General features: G+C 70.2%; 17 protein-coding genes and 1 pseudogene. 10 read left to right on the top strand and 8 right to left on the bottom strand.

The features are described 5' to 3' along the window. The first annotated feature begins 5 nt into the window (after positions 1–5). Positions 6–1,211 carry a MarP family serine protease gene (locus tag ACFVS9_RS15275; protein WP_389932450.1) on the top strand — a complete coding sequence of 402 codons (1,206 nt, stop codon included), beginning with the start codon at positions 6–8 and terminating at the stop codon, positions 1,209–1,211. A gap of 431 nt (positions 1,212–1,642) precedes the next feature. Here the strand turns inward: ACFVS9_RS15275 and ACFVS9_RS15280 are convergent, their stop codons facing one another. The 6 genes from ACFVS9_RS15280 to ACFVS9_RS15305 all read right to left on the bottom strand — a co-directional run bounded on the left by ACFVS9_RS15280 (position 1,643) and on the right by ACFVS9_RS15305 (position 9,969). Beyond that, positions 1,643–1,846 (bottom strand): hypothetical protein, encoded by a 204-nt coding sequence (locus ACFVS9_RS15280; protein WP_383114400.1) that lies wholly within the window; start codon positions 1,844–1,846, stop codon positions 1,643–1,645. A 105-nt stretch (positions 1,847–1,951) separates the two neighbouring features. Continuing rightward, positions 1,952–2,929, bottom strand: coding sequence for an alpha/beta fold hydrolase (locus ACFVS9_RS15285; RefSeq protein ID WP_383114401.1), 978 nt, complete (start codon positions 2,927–2,929; stop codon positions 1,952–1,954). Next, the gene (locus ACFVS9_RS15290) at positions 2,926–3,456 is read right to left on the bottom strand and encodes a phage holin family protein (protein ID WP_389932454.1); all 531 of its coding nucleotides are present in this window, start codon (positions 3,454–3,456) and stop codon (positions 2,926–2,928) included. The genes ACFVS9_RS15285 and ACFVS9_RS15290 overlap by 4 nt, the downstream gene beginning before the upstream one ends. Before the next feature lie 39 nt (positions 3,457–3,495). After that, positions 3,496–4,896, bottom strand: a complete 1,401-nt coding sequence (nhaA, locus tag ACFVS9_RS15295) for a Na+/H+ antiporter NhaA (protein WP_389932456.1) — start codon at positions 4,894–4,896, stop codon at positions 3,496–3,498. A 412-nt stretch (positions 4,897–5,308) separates the two neighbouring features. Beyond that, positions 5,309–7,276, bottom strand: a complete 1,968-nt coding sequence (acs, locus tag ACFVS9_RS15300; RefSeq protein WP_389932459.1) for an acetate--CoA ligase — start codon at positions 7,274–7,276, stop codon at positions 5,309–5,311. Positions 7,277–7,461: 185 nt separating this feature from the next. Continuing rightward, positions 7,462–9,969: a SulP family inorganic anion transporter gene (locus ACFVS9_RS15305; protein ID WP_389932461.1), complete on the bottom strand. Its 2,508-nt coding sequence runs from the start codon at positions 9,967–9,969 to the stop codon at positions 7,462–7,464. 299 nt (positions 9,970–10,268) lie between these two features. Here ACFVS9_RS15305 and ACFVS9_RS15310 point away from each other — a divergent pair, with 299 nt between their 5' ends. Beyond that, positions 10,269–11,591, top strand: coding sequence for a hypothetical protein (locus ACFVS9_RS15310; RefSeq protein ID WP_389932462.1), 1,323 nt, complete (start codon positions 10,269–10,271; stop codon positions 11,589–11,591). 28 nt (positions 11,592–11,619) lie between these two features. Here ACFVS9_RS15310 and ACFVS9_RS15315 read toward each other — a convergent pair whose 3' ends face one another. Next, on the bottom strand, positions 11,620–12,615 hold the full coding sequence (locus ACFVS9_RS15315) for an ATP-binding protein (RefSeq protein WP_383114408.1): 996 nt from the start codon (positions 12,613–12,615) through the stop codon (positions 11,620–11,622). 102 nt (positions 12,616–12,717) lie between these two features. Between ACFVS9_RS15315 and ACFVS9_RS15320 the strand changes: the two genes are divergently transcribed. Further along, the gene (locus tag ACFVS9_RS15320; RefSeq protein ID WP_389932464.1) at positions 12,718–13,542 is read left to right on the top strand and encodes an oxidoreductase; all 825 of its coding nucleotides are present in this window, start codon (positions 12,718–12,720) and stop codon (positions 13,540–13,542) included. Positions 13,543–14,021: 479 nt separating this feature from the next. Here ACFVS9_RS15320 and ACFVS9_RS15325 read toward each other — a convergent pair whose 3' ends face one another. After that, positions 14,022–14,861 carry an HAD family hydrolase gene (locus ACFVS9_RS15325; RefSeq protein WP_383114410.1) on the bottom strand — a complete coding sequence of 280 codons (840 nt, stop codon included), beginning with the start codon at positions 14,859–14,861 and terminating at the stop codon, positions 14,022–14,024. Between the two features lie 565 nt (positions 14,862–15,426). Between ACFVS9_RS15325 and ssd the strand changes: the two genes are divergently transcribed. The 7 genes and pseudogenes from ssd to ACFVS9_RS15360 form a co-directional block, all read left to right on the top strand. Beyond that, entirely contained in the window at positions 15,427–16,500 is a 1,074-nt protein-coding gene (gene ssd, locus ACFVS9_RS15330) for a septum site-determining protein Ssd (RefSeq protein ID WP_389932467.1), read from the top strand. Further along, positions 16,497–17,645: a TadA family conjugal transfer-associated ATPase gene (locus ACFVS9_RS15335; protein WP_389932470.1), complete on the top strand. Its 1,149-nt coding sequence runs from the start codon at positions 16,497–16,499 to the stop codon at positions 17,643–17,645. Before ssd ends, ACFVS9_RS15335 begins: the two co-directional genes overlap by 4 nt. A 44-nt stretch (positions 17,646–17,689) precedes the next feature. Beyond that, on the top strand, positions 17,690–18,511 hold the full coding sequence (locus ACFVS9_RS15340; RefSeq protein ID WP_389932651.1) for a type II secretion system F family protein: 822 nt from the start codon (positions 17,690–17,692) through the stop codon (positions 18,509–18,511). Continuing rightward, positions 18,508–19,323: a type II secretion system F family protein gene (locus ACFVS9_RS15345; RefSeq protein WP_389932473.1), complete on the top strand. Its 816-nt coding sequence runs from the start codon at positions 18,508–18,510 to the stop codon at positions 19,321–19,323. The genes ACFVS9_RS15340 and ACFVS9_RS15345 overlap by 4 nt, the downstream gene beginning before the upstream one ends. 341 nt (positions 19,324–19,664) lie before the next feature. Further along, positions 19,665–19,910: a DUF4244 domain-containing protein gene (locus tag ACFVS9_RS15350; protein WP_383114414.1), complete on the top strand. Its 246-nt coding sequence runs from the start codon at positions 19,665–19,667 to the stop codon at positions 19,908–19,910. Next, positions 19,897–20,277, top strand: a complete 381-nt coding sequence (locus ACFVS9_RS15355; RefSeq protein ID WP_383114415.1) for a TadE family type IV pilus minor pilin — start codon at positions 19,897–19,899, stop codon at positions 20,275–20,277. The genes ACFVS9_RS15350 and ACFVS9_RS15355 overlap by 14 nt, the downstream gene beginning before the upstream one ends. 77 nt (positions 20,278–20,354) lie before the next feature. Beyond that, a pseudogene (locus ACFVS9_RS15360) lies at positions 20,355–20,552 on the top strand (Rv3654c family TadE-like protein); the annotation flags it as partial. Positions 20,553–20,693: the final 141 nt, after the last annotated feature.

The raw sequence follows: 20,693 nt of genomic DNA on the forward strand, positions 1-20,693 counted from the left end.
AGACGGTGAACGTGCTGGACATCCTGCTGCTCGTCGGCGCCGTGTGGTTCGCGGTCATCGGCTACCGCCAGGGTTTCGTCGTCGGCATCCTGTCCGTGATCGGTTTCGTGGGCGGCGGTCTCGTGGCCGTCTACCTGCTGCCGGTCATCTGGGACAAGGTGACCGACGGGTCGGAGGTCTCCTCCACCGCCGCCATCGTCGCGGTCGTGATCGTGATCGTGTGCGCCTCGGTGGGCCAGGCGTTCACCACCCACCTCGGCAACAGGCTCCGCCGGCACATCACGTGGTCACCGGCGCGCGCCCTGGACGCCACGGGCGGCTCCCTGGTCAACGTGGTGGCCATGCTCCTGGTCGCGTGGCTGATCGGCTCCGCACTGGCCGGCACGTCGCTGCCGACGCTGGGCAAGGAGGTCCGCAGCTCCTCGGTCCTGCTCGGGGTGTCCCGCGTGATGCCCGATCAGGCCTCCAACTGGTTCACGGACTTCTCGTCCGTCCTGGCGCAGAACGGCTTCCCGCAGGTCTTCAGCCCCTTCGCCAACGAGACCATCACCGAGGTGGAGCCCCCCGATCCGGCACTGGCCTCCAGCCCGGTCGCCACCCGTGCCAAGAAGTCCATCGTCAAGGTCGTCGGCATGGCTCCGGGCTGCGGCAAGGTCCTCGAAGGAACCGGCTTCGTCTTCTCCGAGCGCCGGGTGATGACCAACGCCCACGTGGTCGGCGGCGTCGACGAGCCGACCGTCCAGATCGGCGGCGAGGGCCGGCTGTACGACGCCAAGGTCGTCCTCTACGACTGGCAGCGGGACATCGCCGTACTGGACGTCCCGGACCTGAAGGCCGAGCCGCTGCGTTTCACGGCCCCCGACAAGGACGCGCAGACCGGGGACAGCGCCATCGTCGCCGGCTTCCCGGAGAACGGCGCCTACGACGTACGCTCCGCCCGCATCCGGGGCCGTATCGACGCCAACGGCCCGGACATCTACCACCGGGGCACCGTGCGGCGCGATGTGTACTCGCTGTTCGCGACCATCCGCCAGGGCAACTCCGGCGGCCCGCTGCTCACTCCGGACGGCAAGGTGTACGGGGTGGTGTTCGCCAAGTCGCTCGACGACCCGGAGACGGGTTACGCGCTGACGGCCGACGAGATCCGACAGGACATCGCCCTCGGCAGGTCCGCGGCCCAGCAGGTCGACAGCCAGGGATGCGCGCTCTGAGGCACTGAGCCCGCCTCCGTCCGGGCGCGGGGCCTCCCTCCGGAACGGTGACGCCCGGCTGCGATCGCCCGGTGCGGTGGCCCCCCTCGGGGGCACGGACGTGTCCGGCTGCCGGACGGAGCCCGGGACCCCGGAGGGCACGGGGCGCCGACGGACGGGACCGGGGCGCCTCAAAGGCCGTCGGGTGCCGCGGGCGGAGACGGGGAAGCCGGGGACCACCGGTCGCCGGCGGTGAGACCAGCGGGGCGCAGGGGCCGCCCGTGGTGATCGCCCAGGACGGGCTCCCGGCTACCGACGCCGCTGGTTACTTCCGGCCGGAGGCGGGCCCGCCCCAGGGAGCCGGAGGCCACCGTGCGGGCGGCGTGCACGGGCCCCCGGATCTTGACGGATCCGGGAACCTGCGCGGAGTGTGCCGGCTGTCGTTCCCCGTGTCAGCCACGGGGATGGCGCAGACGCGCCGAGACCCAGCGGGCCCGGCGGTGGAGAATGCGCGGAATACCCAGCCGGAGATCATGGAAATCGCTCACATCGTGCACCCGGCTCCGGGAGCCGCCCCCCTCGTGAATGCTCTGACCAGCAGGAGCGGTCGAGCGGCGGTTGCGTGCTGCGTCATTGAAGTCGCGCGTCCAGCCCATACCCCGACGTCTGCCCGTGACCCAAGGTCGGTAATCGTGCGGGAGTCAGCCAATTGGCTTATGCGGTGGGCACTTGGCTGTTCGTCGGACGAGCGTTCCCGTCGCCTACCGGTCGGGCTCAGGATCCTTGAGCCAGTTGATGAGTTCGGTCGAGAACCCGACCGGATCCTCCTCGTGGGGGAAGTGCCCCAGACCGTCGAAAAGTCGCCACCGGTACGGCGCCTCGACGTACTCGCCGGACCCCGCCGAACTGCGCGTCCGGATCGCCGGATCGAGCGAACCGTGGAGGTGCAGGGTCGGTACGCGCACCGGCCGCTTCATCCGCCGGTTGAACTGGACCCCGTCCGGTCGGGCCAGCGAGCGCACCATCCAGCGGTACGGCTCGATCGAGCAGTGCGCGGTCGACGGGATGCACATCGCACGCCGGTAGACGTCCACGGTGCGGTCGTCGGGGAAGTCAGGGGTGCGCGGCCCCGACCACTCACGGATCATGCGGCCCACCAACGCCGCGTCGTCCGCGACGAGCTGACGCTCCGGGACCCAGGGGCGCTGAAAACCCCAGATGTGCGAACCGGCCCGGGACTGCGCGGGGTCCGACAGCATGGAGGAACGCCAGCGGCGCGGGTGCGGCATCGACGACACCACCAGCCGCCGAACCAGCTTCGGCCGCATCACCGCCGCCGTCCAGGCGAGGTAGCCGCCCATGTCGTGCCCCACGAGCGCGGCGTCCGGCTCGCCGAGGGACCGGATCACACCGGTGACGTCGAGCGCCAGGTTCGCGGGGTCGTAACCCCGCGGCGTACGGTCGCTGCCCCCGACCCCGCGCAGGTCCATCGCGACCGCGCGGTACCCGGCGTCGGCCAGGGCGGTCAGCTGATGGCGCCAGGTCCACCAGAACTGCGGGAAGCCGTGCAGCAGCAGCACCAGCGGTCCGTCGCCCAGCTCGGCGATGTGGAAGCGTGCGCCGTTGGCCGCCACATCGCGGTGGGTCCACGGACCGTCGAGCCGCACGGGGCCGCCGGAACCGGCAGCCGGCCCCAGCGGCCCCACCGGGCCGGATGCGCTGAAATCGGGGTCGGTCATGTGGACGAGCGTGTCACAGAGACCGCCTTGTCCTGGACAGGACGGTTCTCGATGGCCCTGTCCGAGACCGTGCTGCCCTGGGCCTGTTCGATCGCCCGCGCGCCGACGGCCGGCCGAGGGTGCGGCTTGACGCCCTGCAGGACCGCGGCGCTCTGCTTGGCCGAGGCGATGGACTTCTCCGGCGGCTTGACCTTCTTGAACTTGGCGAGTCCGAACAGGGCGAGCAGAATCCCCAGCAGGATGAAGGCGCCGCCGACGATCAGGAACGACCAGGCGAGACCGAGCCCCAGATTGTGGATCCCGTAGGCCGCGGCGAAGCTCAGCACCGGGATCGCGAACAGGATCAGCACACCCGTGACGATGAACGCCACGCTGCCGATCACCCCGCGCTTCACGTCCTGACGCACCTCGGCCTTCGCCAGGGCGATCTCGTCGTGCACCAGCGCGGACATCTCAGCCGTGGCCGAAGCGAACAGCTGTCCGAGACTACGGTCGGTGCTGCCCGCGTAGTTGCCGGGGTCGCTCATCCCTGACTCCCTCTCCTCTTCCGTACATCCGATGTCCGATCATGCCGGACTGTCCGGCTTGCTGCTCGCTGCCCCCGCCTCTTCGGCAAGGCGGCGGTGCTCCGCGGCCTTCCTCTCGTGCACCGCGGCCATGCGCAGGTGGTACTCCGGGTCGTCCTGCTCGTAGACGTCGGGCACCCCCGAGGAGTCCGCGTCGAGTTCCTCGGCCTCGTACAGCGTCCTGTAGGTCCGTACCCGCAGTTTGAGCAGTACACCGGAGAGTACGGCGGCAATCAGGGATCCGACGAGGACCGCGGCCTTGACCTCGTTGATCATGCCGTCGTCGCCGGCGAAGGCGAGTTCGCCGATGAGCAGCGAGACGGTGAATCCGATACCGGCGAGTGTGGCGACGGCGAAGACGTCCGCCCAGGCGAGGTCCTTGTTCAGTTCGGCCTTGGTGAAGCGGGTGACGAGCCAGGTGCCGCCGAAGACACCGATGGTCTTGCCGACGACCAGGCCGAGCACCACCCCGAGCGTTTCGGGCCGGGTGAAGACGCCGGCCAGGGCATCGCCCTTGAGGGTGACACCGGCCGAGAAGAGCGCGAACAGCGGAACCGCGACGCCGGCCGAGAGCGGACGCACCAGGTGCTCGATGTGTTCGCCCGGCGAGCGCGCCTCTCCCTCACGCCTGGTGCAGCGCAGCATGAGCCCCATCGCGACGCCCGCGATCGTCGCGTGGACGCCGCTGTTGTACATCAGCCCCCAGATCGTCAGGGCGAGCGGCAGGTAGATGTACCAACCCCGCACCCCGGTACGCAGCAGTACATAGAACACGGCCAGTCCGGCGAGCGCTCCGCCGAGGGCCAGCAAGTCGATGCTGTCGGTGAAGAAGACCGCGATGATGAGGATCGCGAAGAGGTCGTCGACGACGGCGAGCGTCAGCAGGAAGGCACGCAGTGCGGCCGGAAGCGACGTGCCGATGACCGCGAGGACCGCGAGCGCGAACGCGATGTCGGTGGCGGTGGGGACAGCCCAACCGGAGAGGGAGCCGCCACCCGCCACGGCGGTCACCGTGTAGACGACGGCCGGGACGGCCATGCCGCAGAGCGCCGCCGCGACGGGCAGGGCCGCGGCGCGGGGGTCACGGAGTTCACCGGCGACCAGTTCACGCTTGAGTTCGACGCCCGCGACGAAGAAGAAGACGGCGAGCAGTCCGTCGGCCGCCCAGTGCGACACGGAGAGGTCGAGGCCCAGCGCCTGAGGGCCGAAGTGGAAGCCGCTGACGGCCGCGTAGGCGGCGCCGAAGGTGTTGGCCCAGATCAGCGCGGCGACGGCCGCGACCAGCAGGATGACGCCGCCGACCGTCTCGGTGCGAAGGGCTTCGGCGACGTAGTTGCGCTCGGGGAGGGGCAGCCGGCCGAGCAGAAGGCGGCGGCCGGACGGGGGAACGGGCGGGGCCACGGGGGAGACCTCCGGGTCTGATGACGGCAGTGGTGGCATGGCGGATACACATGCCGACCAGACTTCCCGGCGCCCCTGTGGAGATTTTCTATGTCGTTGTCTTCCCGGTCCTCGCCCTGCGCACCGGCCGGCACGTGAACGTGCCCGAGCGCTGCGCCCGACGAGATCACCACTCTACCTGGGGTACCGGAAACGTATCCGGATCCGGTACCCACCGCCCGGTGGCCGGCCGCGTGTCCGCCGCCCGGCCGGTCATCACCCCGCAGTCAGGCGTGCCCGGGTGTTCTCCGTCCCCCGTGGCAGCCCCCGACTCCGGTCCCGCAGGAAGGGACACCCTTGGCCGTTGCCGGGTGCCCCTTCCTGCCCGCGGGGCGGACCGCCCGTCACTCCGGCGGTCCTGGCCCGGGCGGGGCTAGTCCTCGGAGGCGGCGGAAGGCAGCTGCGTCTGGATGAGAGACATCACCGAGGAGTCCGTGAGCGTCGTGACATCGCCCAGCTCGCGGTTCTCGGCGACATCGCGCAGCAGGCGGCGCATGATCTTGCCCGAACGGGTCTTCGGCAGCTCCGCCACCGGCAGCACACGCTTCGGCTTCGCGATCGGCCCGAGGGTCGTGCCGACGTGATTGCGCAGCTCGGCGACCAGTTCCTCGGAGGCCGTGGCGGTGCCACGCAGGATCACGAACGCGACGATGGCCTGACCGGTCGTCTCGTCGTTGGCCCCGACCACGGCGGCCTCGGCGACCGAGGGGTGCGACACGAGTGCCGACTCGACCTCGGTGGTCGAGATGTTGTGCCCGGAGACGAGCATGACGTCGTCGACCCGGCCGAGCAGCCAGATGTCGCCGTCGTCGTCCTTCTTGGCCCCGTCGCCCGCGAAGTACTTGCCTTCGAAGCGCGACCAGTACGTGTCGATGAAGCGCTGGTCGTCACCCCAGATGGTGCGGAGCATCGAAGGCCACGGCTCGGTGAGGACGAGGTAGCCGCCCCCGCCGTTCGGAACCTCGTTCGCCTCGTCGTCGACGACCGTGGCCGCGATGCCGGGGAGGGCACGCTGCGCCGAACCGGGCTTCGTCGTGGTGACCCCGGGCAGCGGCGAGATCATCATGGCGCCGGTCTCGGTCTGCCACCAGGTGTCCACGATCGGACAGGCGTCGGCACCGATGTGCTTGCGGTACCAGATCCAGGCCTCGGGGTTGATCGGCTCACCGACCGAACCGAGGACACGCAGCGAGGACAGATCGAACTTCGCGGGGATGTCGTCGCCCCACTTCATGAACGTACGGATCGCCGTCGGCGCCGTGTACAGGATCGTGACCCCGTACTTCTGGACGATCTCCCAGAAGCGCCCCTGGTGGGGCGTGTCGGGCGTGCCCTCGTACATGACCTGGGTCGCCCCGTTGGCCAGCGGCCCGTAGACGATGTACGAGTGTCCGGTCACCCAGCCGATGTCGGCGGTGCACCAGTACACGTCGGTCGCGGGCTTGAGGTCGAAGACCGCGTGATGGGTGTACGCCGCCTGGGTCAGGTAACCCCCGGAGGTGTGCAGGATGCCCTTCGGCTTACCCGTGGTTCCCGAGGTGTAGAGGATGAAGAGCGGCTGCTCCGCCTCGAAGGCCTCGGGCGTGTGCTCGGCGGACTGCCTCGCGGTGATCTCGTGCCACCAGACGTCACGGCCCTCGGTCCACGCGGTGTCCTGCCCGGTGCGCCGGACCACGAGGACGTGCTCGACGCTCTCGATGCGGGACACGGCGTCGTCCACGGCCGGCTTGAGTGCCGAGGGCTTGCCACGGCGGTAGCCGCCGTCGGCGGTGATGACGACCTTGGCGTCGGCGTCCTGGATGCGGGCGGCGATGGCGTCCGCGGAGAAACCGCCGAACACCACCGAGTGCGCTGCGCCGATGCGGGCGCAGGCCAGCATCGCTACGGCGGCCTCCGGGATCATCGGCAGGTAGACGGCGACCCGGTCCCCCTTGCCGACACCGAGCTCGGTCAGCGCGTTGGCGGCGCGGGAGACCTCGTCCTTCAGCTCCGCGTAGGTGATGGCGCGGCTGTCGCCGGGTTCACCCTCGAAGTGGATCGCGACCCGGTCGCCGTTGCCCGCCTCGACATGACGGTCCACGCAGTTGTACGCGACGTTGAGCCTGCCGTCGGCGAACCACTTCGCGAAGGGCGGGTTGCTCCAGTCGAGCGTCTCGGTCGGCTCGGTGGCCCAGCTCAGGCGGCGGGCCTGCTCGGCCCAGAAGCCCAGCCTGTCCGCCTCGGCCTGCTCGTACGCCTCCACCGTCACGTTGGCGTTCGCGGCCAGATCGGCAGGCGGTGCGAACCGCCGCTCCTCCTTGAGCAGATTGGCCAGACTTTCGTTGCTCACGACATCTCCCATTCCCAGGGTGTCCGTTGTGTCCCGGGGGACAGCTCATCAGGCCGCGGGCCAGGTGACAAGTGTCTGCCGGAAATTGGTTTAGACCTGTGTCCCGCGCGCGGAGTCACGGGCCCCGCTTCCTCAAGCAGCACTCTGCGATGTGGAAGCGGGACCACAAGGTCTCACGGACCAGGAATGCGAGTGGTTCAGGCGCCCACGGTGCTGCCGGGGGCGACGCGCGGCTCTTCCGTGGCGGGCTCCGCACCCCATACCGCTCCTGGAGCGACCCGGGCGAAGACCTCGTCGGGCCCCGTTCCGGAACTCGCGCCCTCGGTCAGCAGATAGGCCTGGGCCTCACCGACGTGGAAGTACATGCCGTGCAGGTGCAGGGTGCCCGCCTCCAGACGGCGGGCCACCGACTCATGGGTGCGCAGATGTTCCAACTGCTGCACCACATTGGTCAGACACAGCTGTTCCACCGCGTCGGTGGGCAGCCGTCCGGCGATGCGCGCCCAGGAGTGGTGGCGGGAACGCATGCGTTCCAGGCTCGGCAGGCCGTGCCGCAGCCAGCGCCACAGTGGTGTCCGGGGAGTCTCCGGCGGGGCTGCCAGCAGGGCCTGCATGGCCCCGCATCCGGAGTGTCCGCAGATCGTGATGGATTCGACCTCCAGCACATCCACCGCGTACTCGATGGCGGCAGCCACGGATTCGTCGCCGCTCGTCGACTCCCCGGTGCCCGGTGTCGGCACCAGATTGCCGACGTTGCGCACGGTGAAGAGGTCACCCGGGCCGCTCGCTGTGATCATGCTGGTGACCAGGCGGGAGTCCGCGCAGGTGAGGAACAGCTGCGAGGGCCGCTGCCCTTCGGTGGCGAGCCGGGCCAACTCCTCACGGACCAATGGCGCTGTGGTGCGCTGGAACGAACTGAGGCCGCTGAGAAGCCGGTGGGAACCGCGCCGATGGACCTGGGCGCGTTCGGAGCCAGCGGAGGAGGCCGGCTGCGAGAGGGTGTGCGAGGCGACGGCGGTGGTCGTTGCGGCATCCTGTCGCTGGTGATGGCAGTGATGGTTGCGCCACGGCGTCCAGGGCCGGCAGCAGGAGTGGCTCGCGGACGCAGGCTCCGCGATCCGGCCTCCGGAACGCCCGGTGAACTCGATGCGGCCACCCATCGCGGTCTGCACCGCGTACCAGTCCTGGATCGTCTCGTACGCTGCGTGGTCCATGAAGAAGCCGTCCAACTCGACCACGGCGTGGATCCCGTGGGGGAGCCTTCCGAGTACGCGGCTGAGCCGGGGGACGGCAAGGAAGGTCAGCTGGCCGCGTGCGGCCACCAGGTAACGGCCGTCGTCCCGCTCCGTCACGGTGATCCTCGTCCGGGCCAGCCGGTGGAGGGCAACCGCCACCGCCACCACGATGCCGATCGCCACGCCCTTGAGCACCCCGGCCAGGATCACGCCGCTGATCGTCGCGCCGTACACCAGGAACTCCCGGTGTCGGTGGACCTTGCGGATGTGGGCGAAGTTCACCATCTGGATGCCGACGACCATCACCAGGGCGCCGAGCGCCGCCAGCGGGATCCATTCGAGCACGGTCACCAGGAACAAGGCCGCCAGCAGCACCCACACACCGTGCAGCACGGTGGCGGCGCGGCTCTCCGCGCCCGCCCGTACGTTCGCGGAGCTGCGCACGGCACCGCCGGACACGGGAAGTCCTCCGGCCAGTCCTGACACCGCGTTGGCGATGCCCTGGGCGCGCAGCTCCCGGTCGAGGTCGGCCCGCTCGACGGGGGCGGGCGGTGTGGCTCCGGCCTTGGTGGCGGCCGTCGCCCGGTCCGCGGCCAGTTTGTCCACGGCGACCGCGGCGAGCAGCGATTCGAGGCTCGCGACGAGCATGACCGTGAACACCGCCGTTGCCAGCGCGGCCACCGGGCCCTGCGGCAGCTCGGGCAGTGCGTGTGCCCGCCATGACGGGAGGTCCACGCGGGCGATTCCCGGCATGGCGACGGCTGCCACGGCCGTCGCGATGACCACGGCCGCGAGGGCGGCCGGAATTCTGCGGAGTGAGGCGCCGATCCGGCTGGGCAGGCGCGGCCACACGACGAGGAGGAGGACCGTCAGGGCTCCGATGGCGAGGGCGGCGGGTTTGGCCTGCGTGAGGTGCGTGGGGAGCGAGAGGGCGTTGTCGAGTGCTGTGCTCTGCGGGGCTCCGCCGAGCACGATGTGCAGCTGGGCGAGGGCGATGGCCACACCGATGCCCGCGAGCGTGCCGTGCACGATGGCCGGGCTGACAGCGAGGGCGCTGCGCGCGGCCTTCAGCGTGCCCAGCAGGATCTGCAGGAGCCCCGCACCGATGGTGATCGCGCATGTGGTGCGCCAGCCGTAGATCTGGATCAATTCGGCCGTGACCACGGTGAGTCCGGCGGAAGGGCCGCTCACCTGGAGCGGTGTGCCGCCCAGGAGGCCGGCGACGATGCCGCCGATCGCCGCCGAGACCAGGCCGGCGGCCAGTGGGGCGTCCATGGCGACGGCGAGGCCGAGCGACATGGGAACGGCGATGAGGAAGACGGTGATCGACGCGGACAGATCCGCTCCCGAGACGCGGAAACGTCCGCGGTGGGGCGGTGGCGGGCTGTGTGGACGCTTGAGTCCCGAGGCGCGTGAAGAGTGCGGACTACGGGATGAGTGGTCGTTGCGGGTAGGGACGCAGGCAGACATGTTCCCGTCTCCTCCGGGGCAGCGCGGTCGCGGTAAGTGAGTGACGGCGGCCGTGGATCACGGCTTGCGGCGGTGGGGTACAGCGGCGGGATGTTTCAACTCTCCGTAAACGAATCGTAATGGAGAGTAAAGAAAGGTGTCCATGCTTTCGAGCAAATAGCCCATTGAGTCACCCTTTCAAGTGAATAAGCAGCTTTTCATTCGGCTTGTCGTACTGATTCCGATGGGGCTGCGTGTGACGTTGACGGCGCCGTGTCGGCACTTCAACGCACGAATCCTGTGAGGAAGAGGGTGGACGGATGATGGCCGCCACGAAGCGGATCGCACTGGGCGCCGTGGTCACGGCGCTGGTCGCCGGATTGGCCGGCTGCTCGGGTTCGGGGGACGCCAGCCCCGGGCCCGGAGCGGGGAAGGAGTCGGCCCCTTCGGAGGGGAACTCGCCCGCGGCGGCACCGAAGGGAGCGGTCGGCCTCATCGGTGACGGCTCCACCGCCTTCACCGGGACCCAGCCGAAACTCCCCGCGGCCAAGCGTCTCCAGCCGGGCCAGAAGCCGCCGCAGTTCGTGGTGTTCTCGTGGGACGGCGCGGGCGAGGACAGCCAGAAGCTCTTCTCGCACTTCCGCGCGGTCGCGAAGAAGTACGACGCGAAGATGACCTACTTCCTCAGCGGCGTGTACCTCCTGCCGGAGGAGAAGAAGGCGCTCTACGATCCGCCCCAGCACTCGGCGGGCCGTTCCGACATCGGGTTCAACGACACCAAGGGCATTCGCGACACCCTCACCGAGCTGCGCGCCGCGTGGCAGGACGGCAACGAGATCGGCACTCACTTCAACGGGCACTTCTGCGGGCCCGACGGGGGTGTCGGCACGTGGTCGGTCGAGGAGTGGAAGAGCGAGATCAACCAGGCGAAGTCGTTCGTGAAGAGCTGGAAGACCAACACCCCGGCCCTCAAGGGTGAAGCGCCGCTGCCCTTCGACTACGACAAGGAACTGATCGGCGCCCGCACCCCCTGCCTGGAGGGGCAGAAGAACATGGTCGCCGCCGCGCGGACCATGGGATTCCGCTACGACTCCAGCGGCATCGGCAACCAGGTCTGGCCTGCGAAGAAGGACGGGCTCTGGGACCTTCCCCTACAGCTCGTCCCCGTACCGGGGCGAGCGTTCGAGACCCTCTCGATGGACTACAACTTCATGTTCAACCAGTCAGGCACGACGCAGGGCGACGAGGACCAGCACCAGTTCTGGGGCAACCAGATGCGGGACGGCCTGCTCCAGGCGTTCGACCGCGCCTACAACGGGAACCGTGCCCCTCTGATCATCGGCAACCACTTCGAATCCTGGAACGGTGGCACCTACATGCGTGCGATCGAGGAGACGATCAAGACGGTGTGCACCCAGCGCGACGTGCAGTGCGTCTCCTTCCGCCAGCTCGCCGACTGGCTGGACGCGCAGGACCCCGCGACGCTCGCCCGGCTGGGGAAGCTGAAGGTGGGGCAGGCGCCCAAGCCGGGCTGGCCCGCGTTCCTGACGGGAACGGCTCCGGCCGAGCCCGCCGGCAGCTCCGCGCCTGCCCGGCCGACTGAGCAGCCGGCGGACACGGGAGCCGCCGGGAGCGCGGACTAGGCATCACTCCGGGCGCCGCCCCTCCGGGTCAGACCGGCTGGGCGGCCTCCGCTTCCGCGCGGTGCTCGTGCAGGACGAAGGCGGGGTCGACCTGGGCAGCCAGGTCGGCGCCCGTCTTCTCGTTGCCCCAGCTCTCCGCGTTCTTGAGATGGAAGTGGACCATCTGCCGTGTGTAGCGCTCCCAGTCGCGTAGCTCGTAGGAGTCCTCGGCGGCGTTCTGCAGGGCCTGCAGCGCCATTCGGTTGTCCGCCTCCAGCAGGTCGAACGGGGCCGGGCGGCCCTTTTCCATCGTCCGGACCCAGTTGGACTGACCGACCCCCACCAGCAGGTCGTCGCCGACCTCGGAGCGCAGGAACTCGAGGTCGTCCTCGCCCTGCACCTTGTTGCCCACCACCTTCAGCGCGACACCGAAGTCCCGCGCGTACTCCTTGTACTGGCGGTAGACGGAGACGCCCTTCCGGGTCGGCTCGGCGACCAGGAAGGTCATGTCGAAGCGTGTGAACATTCCTGACGCGAACGAGTCCGACCCAGCCGTCATGTCGACGACCACGTACTCGTCCGGGCCGTCGACCAGGTGGTTGAGGCAGAGCTCCACCGCCCCGACCTTGGAGTGGTAGCAGGCGACGCCGAGGTCGGACTCGGCGAACGGGCCGGTGGCCATCAGCCGCACCTCCCCGTCGTCGAGCCGGACCGTGCGGGCGCAGGCGTCGTAGACCGGGTTGTCCTCACGGACGCGCAGGAGCCGGGATCCCTCCCCGGGCGGTGTCGTCTTGATCATCGTCGCGGCGGATGCGATGCGGGGGTTGCTTCCCCGGAGGTAGTCCTTGATCAGGGGAAGCTGGGCTCCCATGGCGGGCAGCGCGGCGGCCTCCGCCTCGTCCAGGCCTAGGGCGGCCCCGAGGTGCTGGTTGATGTCGGCGTCCACCGCGACGACATGGGCTTCATTGGCGGCGAGGTGGCGGATGAAGAGCGAGGACAGCGTCGTCTTGCCGCTGCCGCCCTTCCCCACGAAAGCGATCTTCATGTTCACCTAGGGTAGCGGTGTAATCGCCCAGTGCTGTCATCCTTCGTGAAGAAGGCCACTCCTGGGTGGGATGCGAACCCGGGGCGCGTAGCCTCCCTACTTATGAGTACGACTTCCCCGGACCCGCTTGCCGCCCTGGGTGACCTGCCGGGGGTCACCGATGCGGTGGACTCCGTACGCAAGGCCGTGGACCGCGTCTACGGGCACCGGGTCATGCGGCGTCGCAGTAACGAGGTCACCGCGGAGGCGGCCCTGCGAGGGGCTCGCGGTTCCGCGGCGCTCTCGGGCGCCGACTGGAATCTCGAAGAGGTGCGTCGGCGCACGGACTTCAGCGGCGAGGACGAGGCGCGCACCGTCGGTGCCGCCCTGAGGCTCACTGCGGAGGCCGGGCAACTGCTCTCGATCTGGCGGCAGTCGCCGCTCCGTGTGCTGGCCCGACTGCACCTGGTGGCGGCCGGTGGTGCGACCCCCGACGACGCGGTCGGCAGGCCCCGGCTGACGGGCGAGCCGGTCGACGAGCCGCTGATCGAAGCGCCCCTGCCCGAGGCGGACGAGGTGGCGGGGCGGCTCGAAGGGCTGTCCCGGCTGATCATCGCCGGCAGCTCCGCTCCCGCGCTGGTGACGTCCTCCGTGGTGCACGGTGAACTGCTGGCTCTGCGGCCTTTCGGTTCGCGCAACGGCCTGGTCGCCCGGACGGCTGAGCGGATCGTGCTGATCGGCAGCGGGCTCGACCCCAAGTCGATCTGCCCCGCCGAGGTCGGCCACGCGGAGCAGGGCCGCGCGGCTTACGTCGCGGCCTTCGAGGGGTATCTGTCGGGAAGCCCGGAAGGCATGGCCGCGTGGATCGCCCATTGTGGGCGTTCCGTGGAACTGGGCGTCAGGGAATCCACGGCCGTGTGCGAAGCGCTGCAGCGCGGCGCCGCATGAGCAGGCCCGCCATGGTGGTGTGAGGGCTGCCGGCCGACGCGCCGGTGTAAAGAGTTGCGGCGGTACCGGGTCCGGTACCGCCGCTGGCACGTCCGCCCAGTTACCAAGCGTCCTCGAGATACGCCCATCAGGTCGGGTTCTCTGCCCGTCACCTGGTGCGGCTGGCCCGTAATCGACGGGTCGACGTCGCGTGGGTACCCGGCTTTCATGCGCGGTCCGTGGGGCCTTCTGTGCGTGAAAGGTGATCCTCGCGGATGTCCTTGGTCTCGCGGGCCGTTGACTCCTTTGTACTCCTGGGCCCGGTCAAGCGGAAGGCTTGGCCCCGCTTCTTTACTTTTGCGTTCATATACGGGCGGGTCGGATCTGCCACTCGTGCGGGTGATGGTGGCTCCGTCGTTGAGGGGACGGAGATACCTCGGCATGGGGCTCTGTCAGATGATCGAGTGCTCAGGTGCTCAGGTGCTCAGGTGCTCAGGTGCTCAGGTGCTCAGCGCGGAGGCGCGGCGGCGGTTGGTGTACCAGACCAGTCCGGCCGTCACGGCAGCCGCACCCAGTGCTGCTGCGGCCACGAGAGCCGGCCGAGGCGGCATCGAGAACGCGGGCAGTCGCTGCTTGAGGCGGACGGGTCGGTCGAAGACGAGAATCGGCCACTCCCTGAGGGTGGCCTCGCGCCGCAGGGCGCGGTCCGGGTTGACGGCGTGCGGGTGCCCGACGGACTCCAGCATGGGCACGTCGGTGGCGGAGTCGCTGTACGCGTAGCAGCGCGAGAGGTCGTAGCCCTCGGATTCGGCGAGCGCCCTGATCGCTTCGGCCTTGGTCGGTCCATAGGCGTAGTACTCGATCTCGCCCGTGTAGCAGCCGTCCTCGCCCACGACCATCCGGGTCGCCACGACACGGTCGGCGCCGAGCAGTTCCCCGATCGGTTCGACGACCTCGGCGCCGGAGGTGGAGACGATGACGACATCGCGCCCGGCGGTGTGGTGTTCCTCGATGAGGGTGGCCGCCTCGTCGTAGATGATCGGGTCGATCAGGTCGTGCAGGGTTTCGGCGACGAGGTCCTTGACCTGCTGGACGTTCCATCCCTTGCAGAGCGCTGAGAGGTATTCACGCATCCGCTCCATCTGGTCGTGATCGGCACCTCCGGCGAGAAACACGAACTGGGTGTACGCGGTGCGCAGTACGGCACGGCGGTTGATCAGCCCGCCTTGGTAGAAGGACTTGCTGAAGGTCAGTGTCGATGACTTCGCAATGACCGTCTTGTCCAGGTCAAAGAAGGCTGCTGTGCGCGGTGAGAAGCAGTTTTCCACAAAGGTGAGCATAGGGGCCCGCCATTCGGCGTAAAGTCCGGCGGGTGGGTTTGCCTGAGAAGGTGCTCGGGTACACCATGGAAGTCACGGATCGTTCGCGACCGTGCTAACCCGGTCCGACTCCTCCCCCCCCCGAGTCGGCCGTGGGGACGACCCCCGCTCTCCCCCCCGGCGGGGGTCGTCGCATGTCCGGATGCGTTTTTCGGCCGGGGATCGAGGTGTCCTCTCCCTCGCCCGCATCTGCCTGCTCCTCCTCGTGCTGACGCATCCGATCATGCCTCGTCACCGTGTGTAGCGGAAGGGCTGCGCGGTGAATGTCCCCTGTATGAGGTACCGAGATATTCACAACGCTGGAGTTGTCCACAGTTTTTGAGCAAGATCCACATCTTTTTCCGTGCGGATGCATGTTGATTCCACCCGCGAAGTCCGCGGGTTCCGGAATCGTGCATCTCGGAAGCGTTCGAGATCGACGCGAAACCGTACTGAAGGGACAGCGGAGGGGGCGGAGATCGTGGCTGGATCATTCGCGGACGAAGGTCCGTCGAGCGCTGCGGGACGGCGCGAGGGGCCGTTGATCGTGACCGAGGACGCCGAGCTGCTCGACGATCTGCTCAGGCTGTGCGCGGCGGCCGGTGCGGTGCCTGAAGTGCATCACGGGCCTCCGGGGGAGAGGGCCGGCTGGGAGCGGGCCCCGATGGTTCTGGTGGGCGACGATGCGGCGCGAAGGTGTCAAGGTGTGCCGCGCAGGCCTGGGGTCATGCTCGTCGGACGGGACCAGGACGACCCGGACGTATGGCGCCGCGCCGTGGAGATCGGGGCCGAATATGTGTTGAGGCTGCCCGATTCCGAAGGCTGGCTCGTCGACCAGATCGCCAACGCGGTGGAAGGTGTCGGCCGGTCGGCGCTCACCGTGGGCGTGATGGGGGGACGCGGCGGCTCCGGCGCATCCACGCTGGCCTGCGCGCTTGCTGTGACGGCCGCGCGGTCCGGCCGACGGACCCTGTTGATCGACGGCGACCCGTTGGGTGGCGGGATCGATGTGCTGCTCGGTGGCGAGACCTGTGAGGGCATGCGGTGGCCGGATTTCGCCCGTTCCAAGGGGCGGCTGGGCGGAGGGGCGCTGGAGGAGTCCCTGCCGGCGCTGCACGGGCTTCGGGTGCTGAGCTGGGGCCGGGACGACCAGGTTGTCGTTCCGCCGCAAGCCATGCGGTCGGTGCTCGCCGCGGCTCGCCGACTCGGCGGTGTGGTCGTCGTCGACCTGCCGAGGCGGGTCGACGAGAGTGTGGTGGAGGCGTTGGCGCAGCTGGACGTCGGGCTGTTGGTGGTGCCCGGGGAGCTGAGAGCCGTTGCCGCGGCGCAGCGCGTGGCATCGGCGGCCCGGATGGTCCTCGATGACCTGCGGGTCGTTGCCAGGGGCCCCTACGCGGCGGGACTGGACGAGCAGTGGGTGGCCCAGTCTCTCGGACTGCCGCTCATGGGCGATCTGCCGGCAGAGGCCGGGCTGCCCTCGGCGCGGGACAGCGGGGAGCCGCCGGGAGGCAACGCGCGCGGAGCCCTGGCCCGCTTCTGCACGGCCTTCTGGGAGCTGGCCGATGCCCCGGCCCGCTCGGACACCGTGCAGGCCCGGCCCCGTGTGGGAGGGGCGCCGTGACCGACGCGCTGCTCGATGCCGTACGCCAACGGCTGGCCCGCAGCGGTGCGGCGCCCACCCCTGCTGGAGTGGCTGCCGCGCTGAGGGAGCAGGGCCGGTTGCTCGGCGACGCGGAAGTCCTCGGCGCGGCCGAGGAGCTGAGAGGGGAACTGGTAGGCACGGGAGTGCTGGAGCGGCTGCTGGCCGACCCGGCGGTGACCGATGTGCTGGTGTCCGCCCCGGACCGGGTATGGGTGGACCGCGGCGGTGGACTCGAGCTGACCCGAGTGGTCTTTCAGGATGCGGCGGCGGTCCGCAGGCTGGCTCAGCGGCTGGCGGCGGTGGCCGGGCGCCGACTGGACGACGCCCGCCCCTGGGTGGACGCCCGGCTGCCGGACGGGACACGCATGCACGCGGTCCTGCCCCCGGTCTCGGTCGGCTCGACGTGTCTCTCGCTGCGGGTGGTGCGGCCCAAGGCCTTCACGCTGACGGAACTCGTGGCGGCGGGGACCGTTCCGCCCGGCGGTGACCGGCTGCTGAAAGCACTGGTCGAGGCCCGGGTCTCGTATCTGATCAGTGGAGGAACGGGCGCGGGGAAGACGACCTTGCTGTCGAGCCTGCTCGGTGCGGTCGGTGAGCGGGAGCGCATCGTGCTGGCCGAGGATTCGGCGGAACTACGGCCGGACCACCCACATGTGATCCGACTGGAGTCGCGTCCCGCCAACCAGGAAGGTGCCGGCCGGGTGACGCTGCGGGACCTGGTGCGCCAGGCGCTGCGTATGCGTCCCGACCGGCTGGTGGTGGGAGAGGTCCGGGGCGCCGAGGTGACGGAGCTGCTGGCCGCTCTCAACACCGGACATGAGGGCGGGTGCGGCACGGTGCACGCCAACGCGGCAGAGCACGTTCCGGCGCGTCTGGAGGCACTCGGCACGGCGGCAGGCCTGGACCGGGCGGCTTTGCACAGCCAGTTGGCGGCGGCACTGTCCGTGGTCGTCCACCTCGCCCGGGACCGGGGCGGTCAGCGGCGTCTGGCCGAAGTGCATGTGCTCGAGCGGGATTCCGCGGGACTGGTCGTCACGGTGCCCGCCCTGCGCTGGGGCTCCGGGGGGTTCACACCGGAGCGGGGCTGGGGGCGGTTCGGCGCACTGATCGGGGAGGAGCGGTGACGGCGCCGGACCTGGGCGCGCCGGCGGATGTGGTGACGTGGGTGATGGCGGGCTGCACGGGCCTGGCAGGCGGTCTGTCCGTGGCACAGGCCCCAGGGGCGGGGCGGGCTCGCGCGTTGATGGATCAGCGACGTGAGGGGCTGTGGAGGCTGTTCACGTGGGCCGGGGTCCGCACGCTCCTCGACGGGCGGCGGGAGTGGCTGTGTGTCCCCGTGGCGGCTTGTCTCGCTGTGCTGGGCGAATCGGTGCTGCCCCTGTTCGGGGGCGCTGTGGCGGTCCCGCTGGTGAGACATCGGCTGCGAGAGCGGATGCGGCGGAGTGAGCGGGAGAGGGCGGCTGACGCGGTGGCGGCGCTCTGCGGCGCGCTGGTCGGCGAACTTCGCGCAGGGCGGGAGCCAGGACAGGCTCTGCTCGCTGCCGCGCGGAACGTCGACGCGCTGGGCTCCACCGAATCCGCCGTGCTGGCCGCCGCGCGGTTCGGCGGTGACGTGCCGACCGCGCTGAGGCAAGCGTCGGCGGGACCCGGCTTTGACGGGCTCGCGGGGGTGGCGGCCTGTTGGCGTGTTGCCGTGGACGGCGGGGCGGGTCTTGTGGCGGGTCTGACCCGGCTGGAGAGCGCGCTGCGGGGCGAGAAGCGGCGCAGGGAGGAGCTGCGGGCACAGCTGGCCGGTGCGTGGTCGACGGTCGTGGTCCTGGCGTTGCTGCCGGTGCTGGGTCTGGGGCTGGGGGCGGCACTCGGTGCGGATCCGCTGCGCGTGCTGCTGCACAGCCCGGGCGGGCTCGTCTGCTTGGTTACGGGCGGCTTCCTGGAGGCCGCAGGAGTGTTCTGGGCGTCCCGGATCGTGCGGGCGGGGGAAGCGGCATGAGCGGGACGCCGACTGCGGGGAACTGGCCGGCAGCGGCCGGGGTGGTGGGGGCGGCGCTGGGCACGGTCACCTATCTCGCTCTCACCCTGACCGTCCTGCGGCACGAGCGAGCGGTACGCGCGCGGGGGGCGCTGCTGACCGGATCCTCCGCGAGCGGGGGGAGGCAGGGGTGGCGTGAACGGTGCGGTCCGGACTGGGTCCGTGCGCGGTGTTGGGCGGTGTCCCTGGCCGCCTGGGCGGTCGGCTGGATCCTCGTCGGTGGAGCCGCCGGATGCGCGGTCGGCCTTGCCGTGGCGTACGCGGTGCGACGGTGGCAGCTCTCCGGAAGGGGGCGGCGTACCGGTGCTGGCCAGGAAGACGAAGCTTCTCTGATTGCCGGGCAACTGCCGATAACCGCCGATCTTCTGGCGTCCTGCCTCTCGGCGGGCGCGGGGCCGCGGGAAGCGGCTGAGGCGGTCGGGGAATCCATCGGTGGCCCGGTCGGCGAGCGGCTGACCCGTACGGCGGCGGTGATCCTGCTCGGCGGAGAGCCGGACGAGGCGTGGCGCCGGTTCGGGGAACTGCCGGGTGCCGCGTCCCTCGCCCGCTGCCTGCAACGTGCCGCGTCGACGGGGGCGCCCGCTGCGGAGCCGGTCTCCAGGCTGGCCGACGAGATGCGCGCCGAGCGGGCGAGTGCCGCTGTGGCGCGTGCCCAGCGGGCGGGTGTGCTGATCACCGCGCCTGTGGGGCTCTGCTTCCTGCCCGCCTTTCTGACGGTGGGCGTGGCACCGGTGGTGATAGGCCTGGCGGCCGGCCTGGTGCACGGCAGCTGACCGGCAAGCCCGGCCCCCTCAGGGGGCGGTTCCGCAAGCGGGTCGCTCCCGATCAGTGGCTGGGACCTTGGCGATGGCCGTGGCGAGGATCTGAAACCTCAGCGGGACTTGGGCGACGGGCCGGGCCGAGGCCCGGAGCCCGAGTGAGGCCCGAGCCTCTGAGGGCCCCGGAGGTCCGGGGCTTGGGAGAACCCTGCTGAAGCTCGTCAGTGATCCCGGCCACCGTCTGACACGTGACGCCTACCGGTTCCCGCCGGTGCGGACAAGCCGGGCTTCGGTGCGCTCGGAGCCTTGAACCGAAATTTCGAACGAAACGACATGGATCTGAACGGGGAGCTGAAATGGTTGAAGAGGCTGGTAAGGCCAAGGGGCGATCCTGGTGCGCGGTGCGTCGCGCCTGGGAGAGGCGGTTCGGTTCCGGAGCACGGTGCCGCGGCCTGGACCGGGGGATGACGACGTCCGAGTACGCCGTGGGAACCATCGCCGCCTGCGCGTTCGCCGCAGTGCTCTACAAGGTGGTCAACAGCGGGGCGGTGCTGACGGCGCTGCAGTCGCTGATCAAGGACGCGCTCAGTGCGAAGTTCTGAGGGCGTCCGCCGGTACGGGAGCAGCGACAAAGGGGCCGTGACGGCGGAGGCGGCCATGGCTCTTCCGGTGCTGGTCGCGTTCGTCCTTGCTCTCCTGTGGGCGCTGTTGGCCGCGGCGGACCAGATTCGCTGCGTGGATGCCGCGCGGGCCGGAGCGCGGGCCGCAGCCCGGTCGGAGCCGGCGGAGGCGGTACGGTCCGTGGCTCGTGAGGCCGCGCCTGACAGGGCCAGGGTGGCGGTGGAGCGGGCCGGTGAACTGTGGCGGGTCAGGGTGGAGGCGCCCACGCCGGGGCCGCGATCGCTGGGCCTGACGCTGAGTGCGGAGGCGGCCGCGCTGGCCGAGGACACCGTGCGGGCCGAATCGTGAGGAGGGGCGGAGAGGTCTCGGGAGACCAGGGATTGGCGACGGTCTGGGTCGCCGTCACGACGGCCACGCTCTGCGTGGTGTTCGGGACGGTGCTCGCTCTGGGCCAGGCGGTGTCAGCCCGCCACAGAGCCGGCGGGGCGGCGGATCTGGCGGCACTCGCCGCAGCAGACCGGGCGCTGCTGGGTGCGGAGGCGGCCTGCGGCGTCGCGGGGGAGGTCGCGGGTGCGCAGGGAGCGGAAATCGTGCGTTGCGGGGTCGTGGGTGAGATCGCCGACGTGACCGCCCGCGCCCGGTTCGGCCCGTACGCACCTGAGGTCAGGTCGCGAGCCGGTCCTCCGGAGACTCCGCTGACTCCAGCGGCCCGGACACATCGGGTGCGTCCGGTCACGCCCTCGGCCGCCGAGGAGCCGGGGCAC

The sequence above is a fragment of the Streptomyces sp. NPDC058008 genome, assembly GCF_042886395.1.
Classification (GTDB): Bacteria; Actinomycetota; Actinomycetes; order Streptomycetales; family Streptomycetaceae; genus Streptomyces.

What these genes read in the sequence shown, in the direction of transcription:
- ACFVS9_RS15280 (WP_383114400.1), bottom strand. Translation starts at nt 1,846, where the DNA reads ATGGGCTGGACGCGCGACTTCAATGACGCAGCACGCAACCGCCGCTCG.
- ACFVS9_RS15285 (WP_383114401.1), bottom strand. Translation starts at nt 2,929, where the DNA reads ATGACCGACCCCGATTTCAGCGCATCCGGCCCGGTGGGGCCGCTGGGG.
- ACFVS9_RS15290 (WP_389932454.1), bottom strand. Translation starts at nt 3,456, where the DNA reads ATGAGCGACCCCGGCAACTACGCGGGCAGCACCGACCGTAGTCTCGGA.
- acs (WP_389932459.1), bottom strand. Translation starts at nt 7,276, where the DNA reads ATGGGAGATGTCGTGAGCAACGAAAGTCTGGCCAATCTGCTCAAGGAG.
- ACFVS9_RS15305 (WP_389932461.1), bottom strand. Translation starts at nt 9,969, where the DNA reads ATGTCTGCCTGCGTCCCTACCCGCAACGACCACTCATCCCGTAGTCCG.
- ACFVS9_RS15310 (WP_389932462.1), top strand. Translation starts at nt 10,269, where the DNA reads ATGATGGCCGCCACGAAGCGGATCGCACTGGGCGCCGTGGTCACGGCG.
- ACFVS9_RS15315 (WP_383114408.1), bottom strand. Translation starts at nt 12,615, where the DNA reads ATGAAGATCGCTTTCGTGGGGAAGGGCGGCAGCGGCAAGACGACGCTG.
- ACFVS9_RS15320 (WP_389932464.1), top strand. Translation starts at nt 12,718, where the DNA reads ATGAGTACGACTTCCCCGGACCCGCTTGCCGCCCTGGGTGACCTGCCG.
- ACFVS9_RS15325 (WP_383114410.1), bottom strand. Translation starts at nt 14,861, where the DNA reads ATGCTCACCTTTGTGGAAAACTGCTTCTCACCGCGCACAGCAGCCTTC.
- ACFVS9_RS15340 (WP_389932651.1), top strand. Translation starts at nt 17,690, where the DNA reads ATGGCGGGCTGCACGGGCCTGGCAGGCGGTCTGTCCGTGGCACAGGCC.
- ACFVS9_RS15345 (WP_389932473.1), top strand. Translation starts at nt 18,508, where the DNA reads ATGAGCGGGACGCCGACTGCGGGGAACTGGCCGGCAGCGGCCGGGGTG.
- ACFVS9_RS15350 (WP_383114414.1), top strand. Translation starts at nt 19,665, where the DNA reads ATGGTTGAAGAGGCTGGTAAGGCCAAGGGGCGATCCTGGTGCGCGGTG.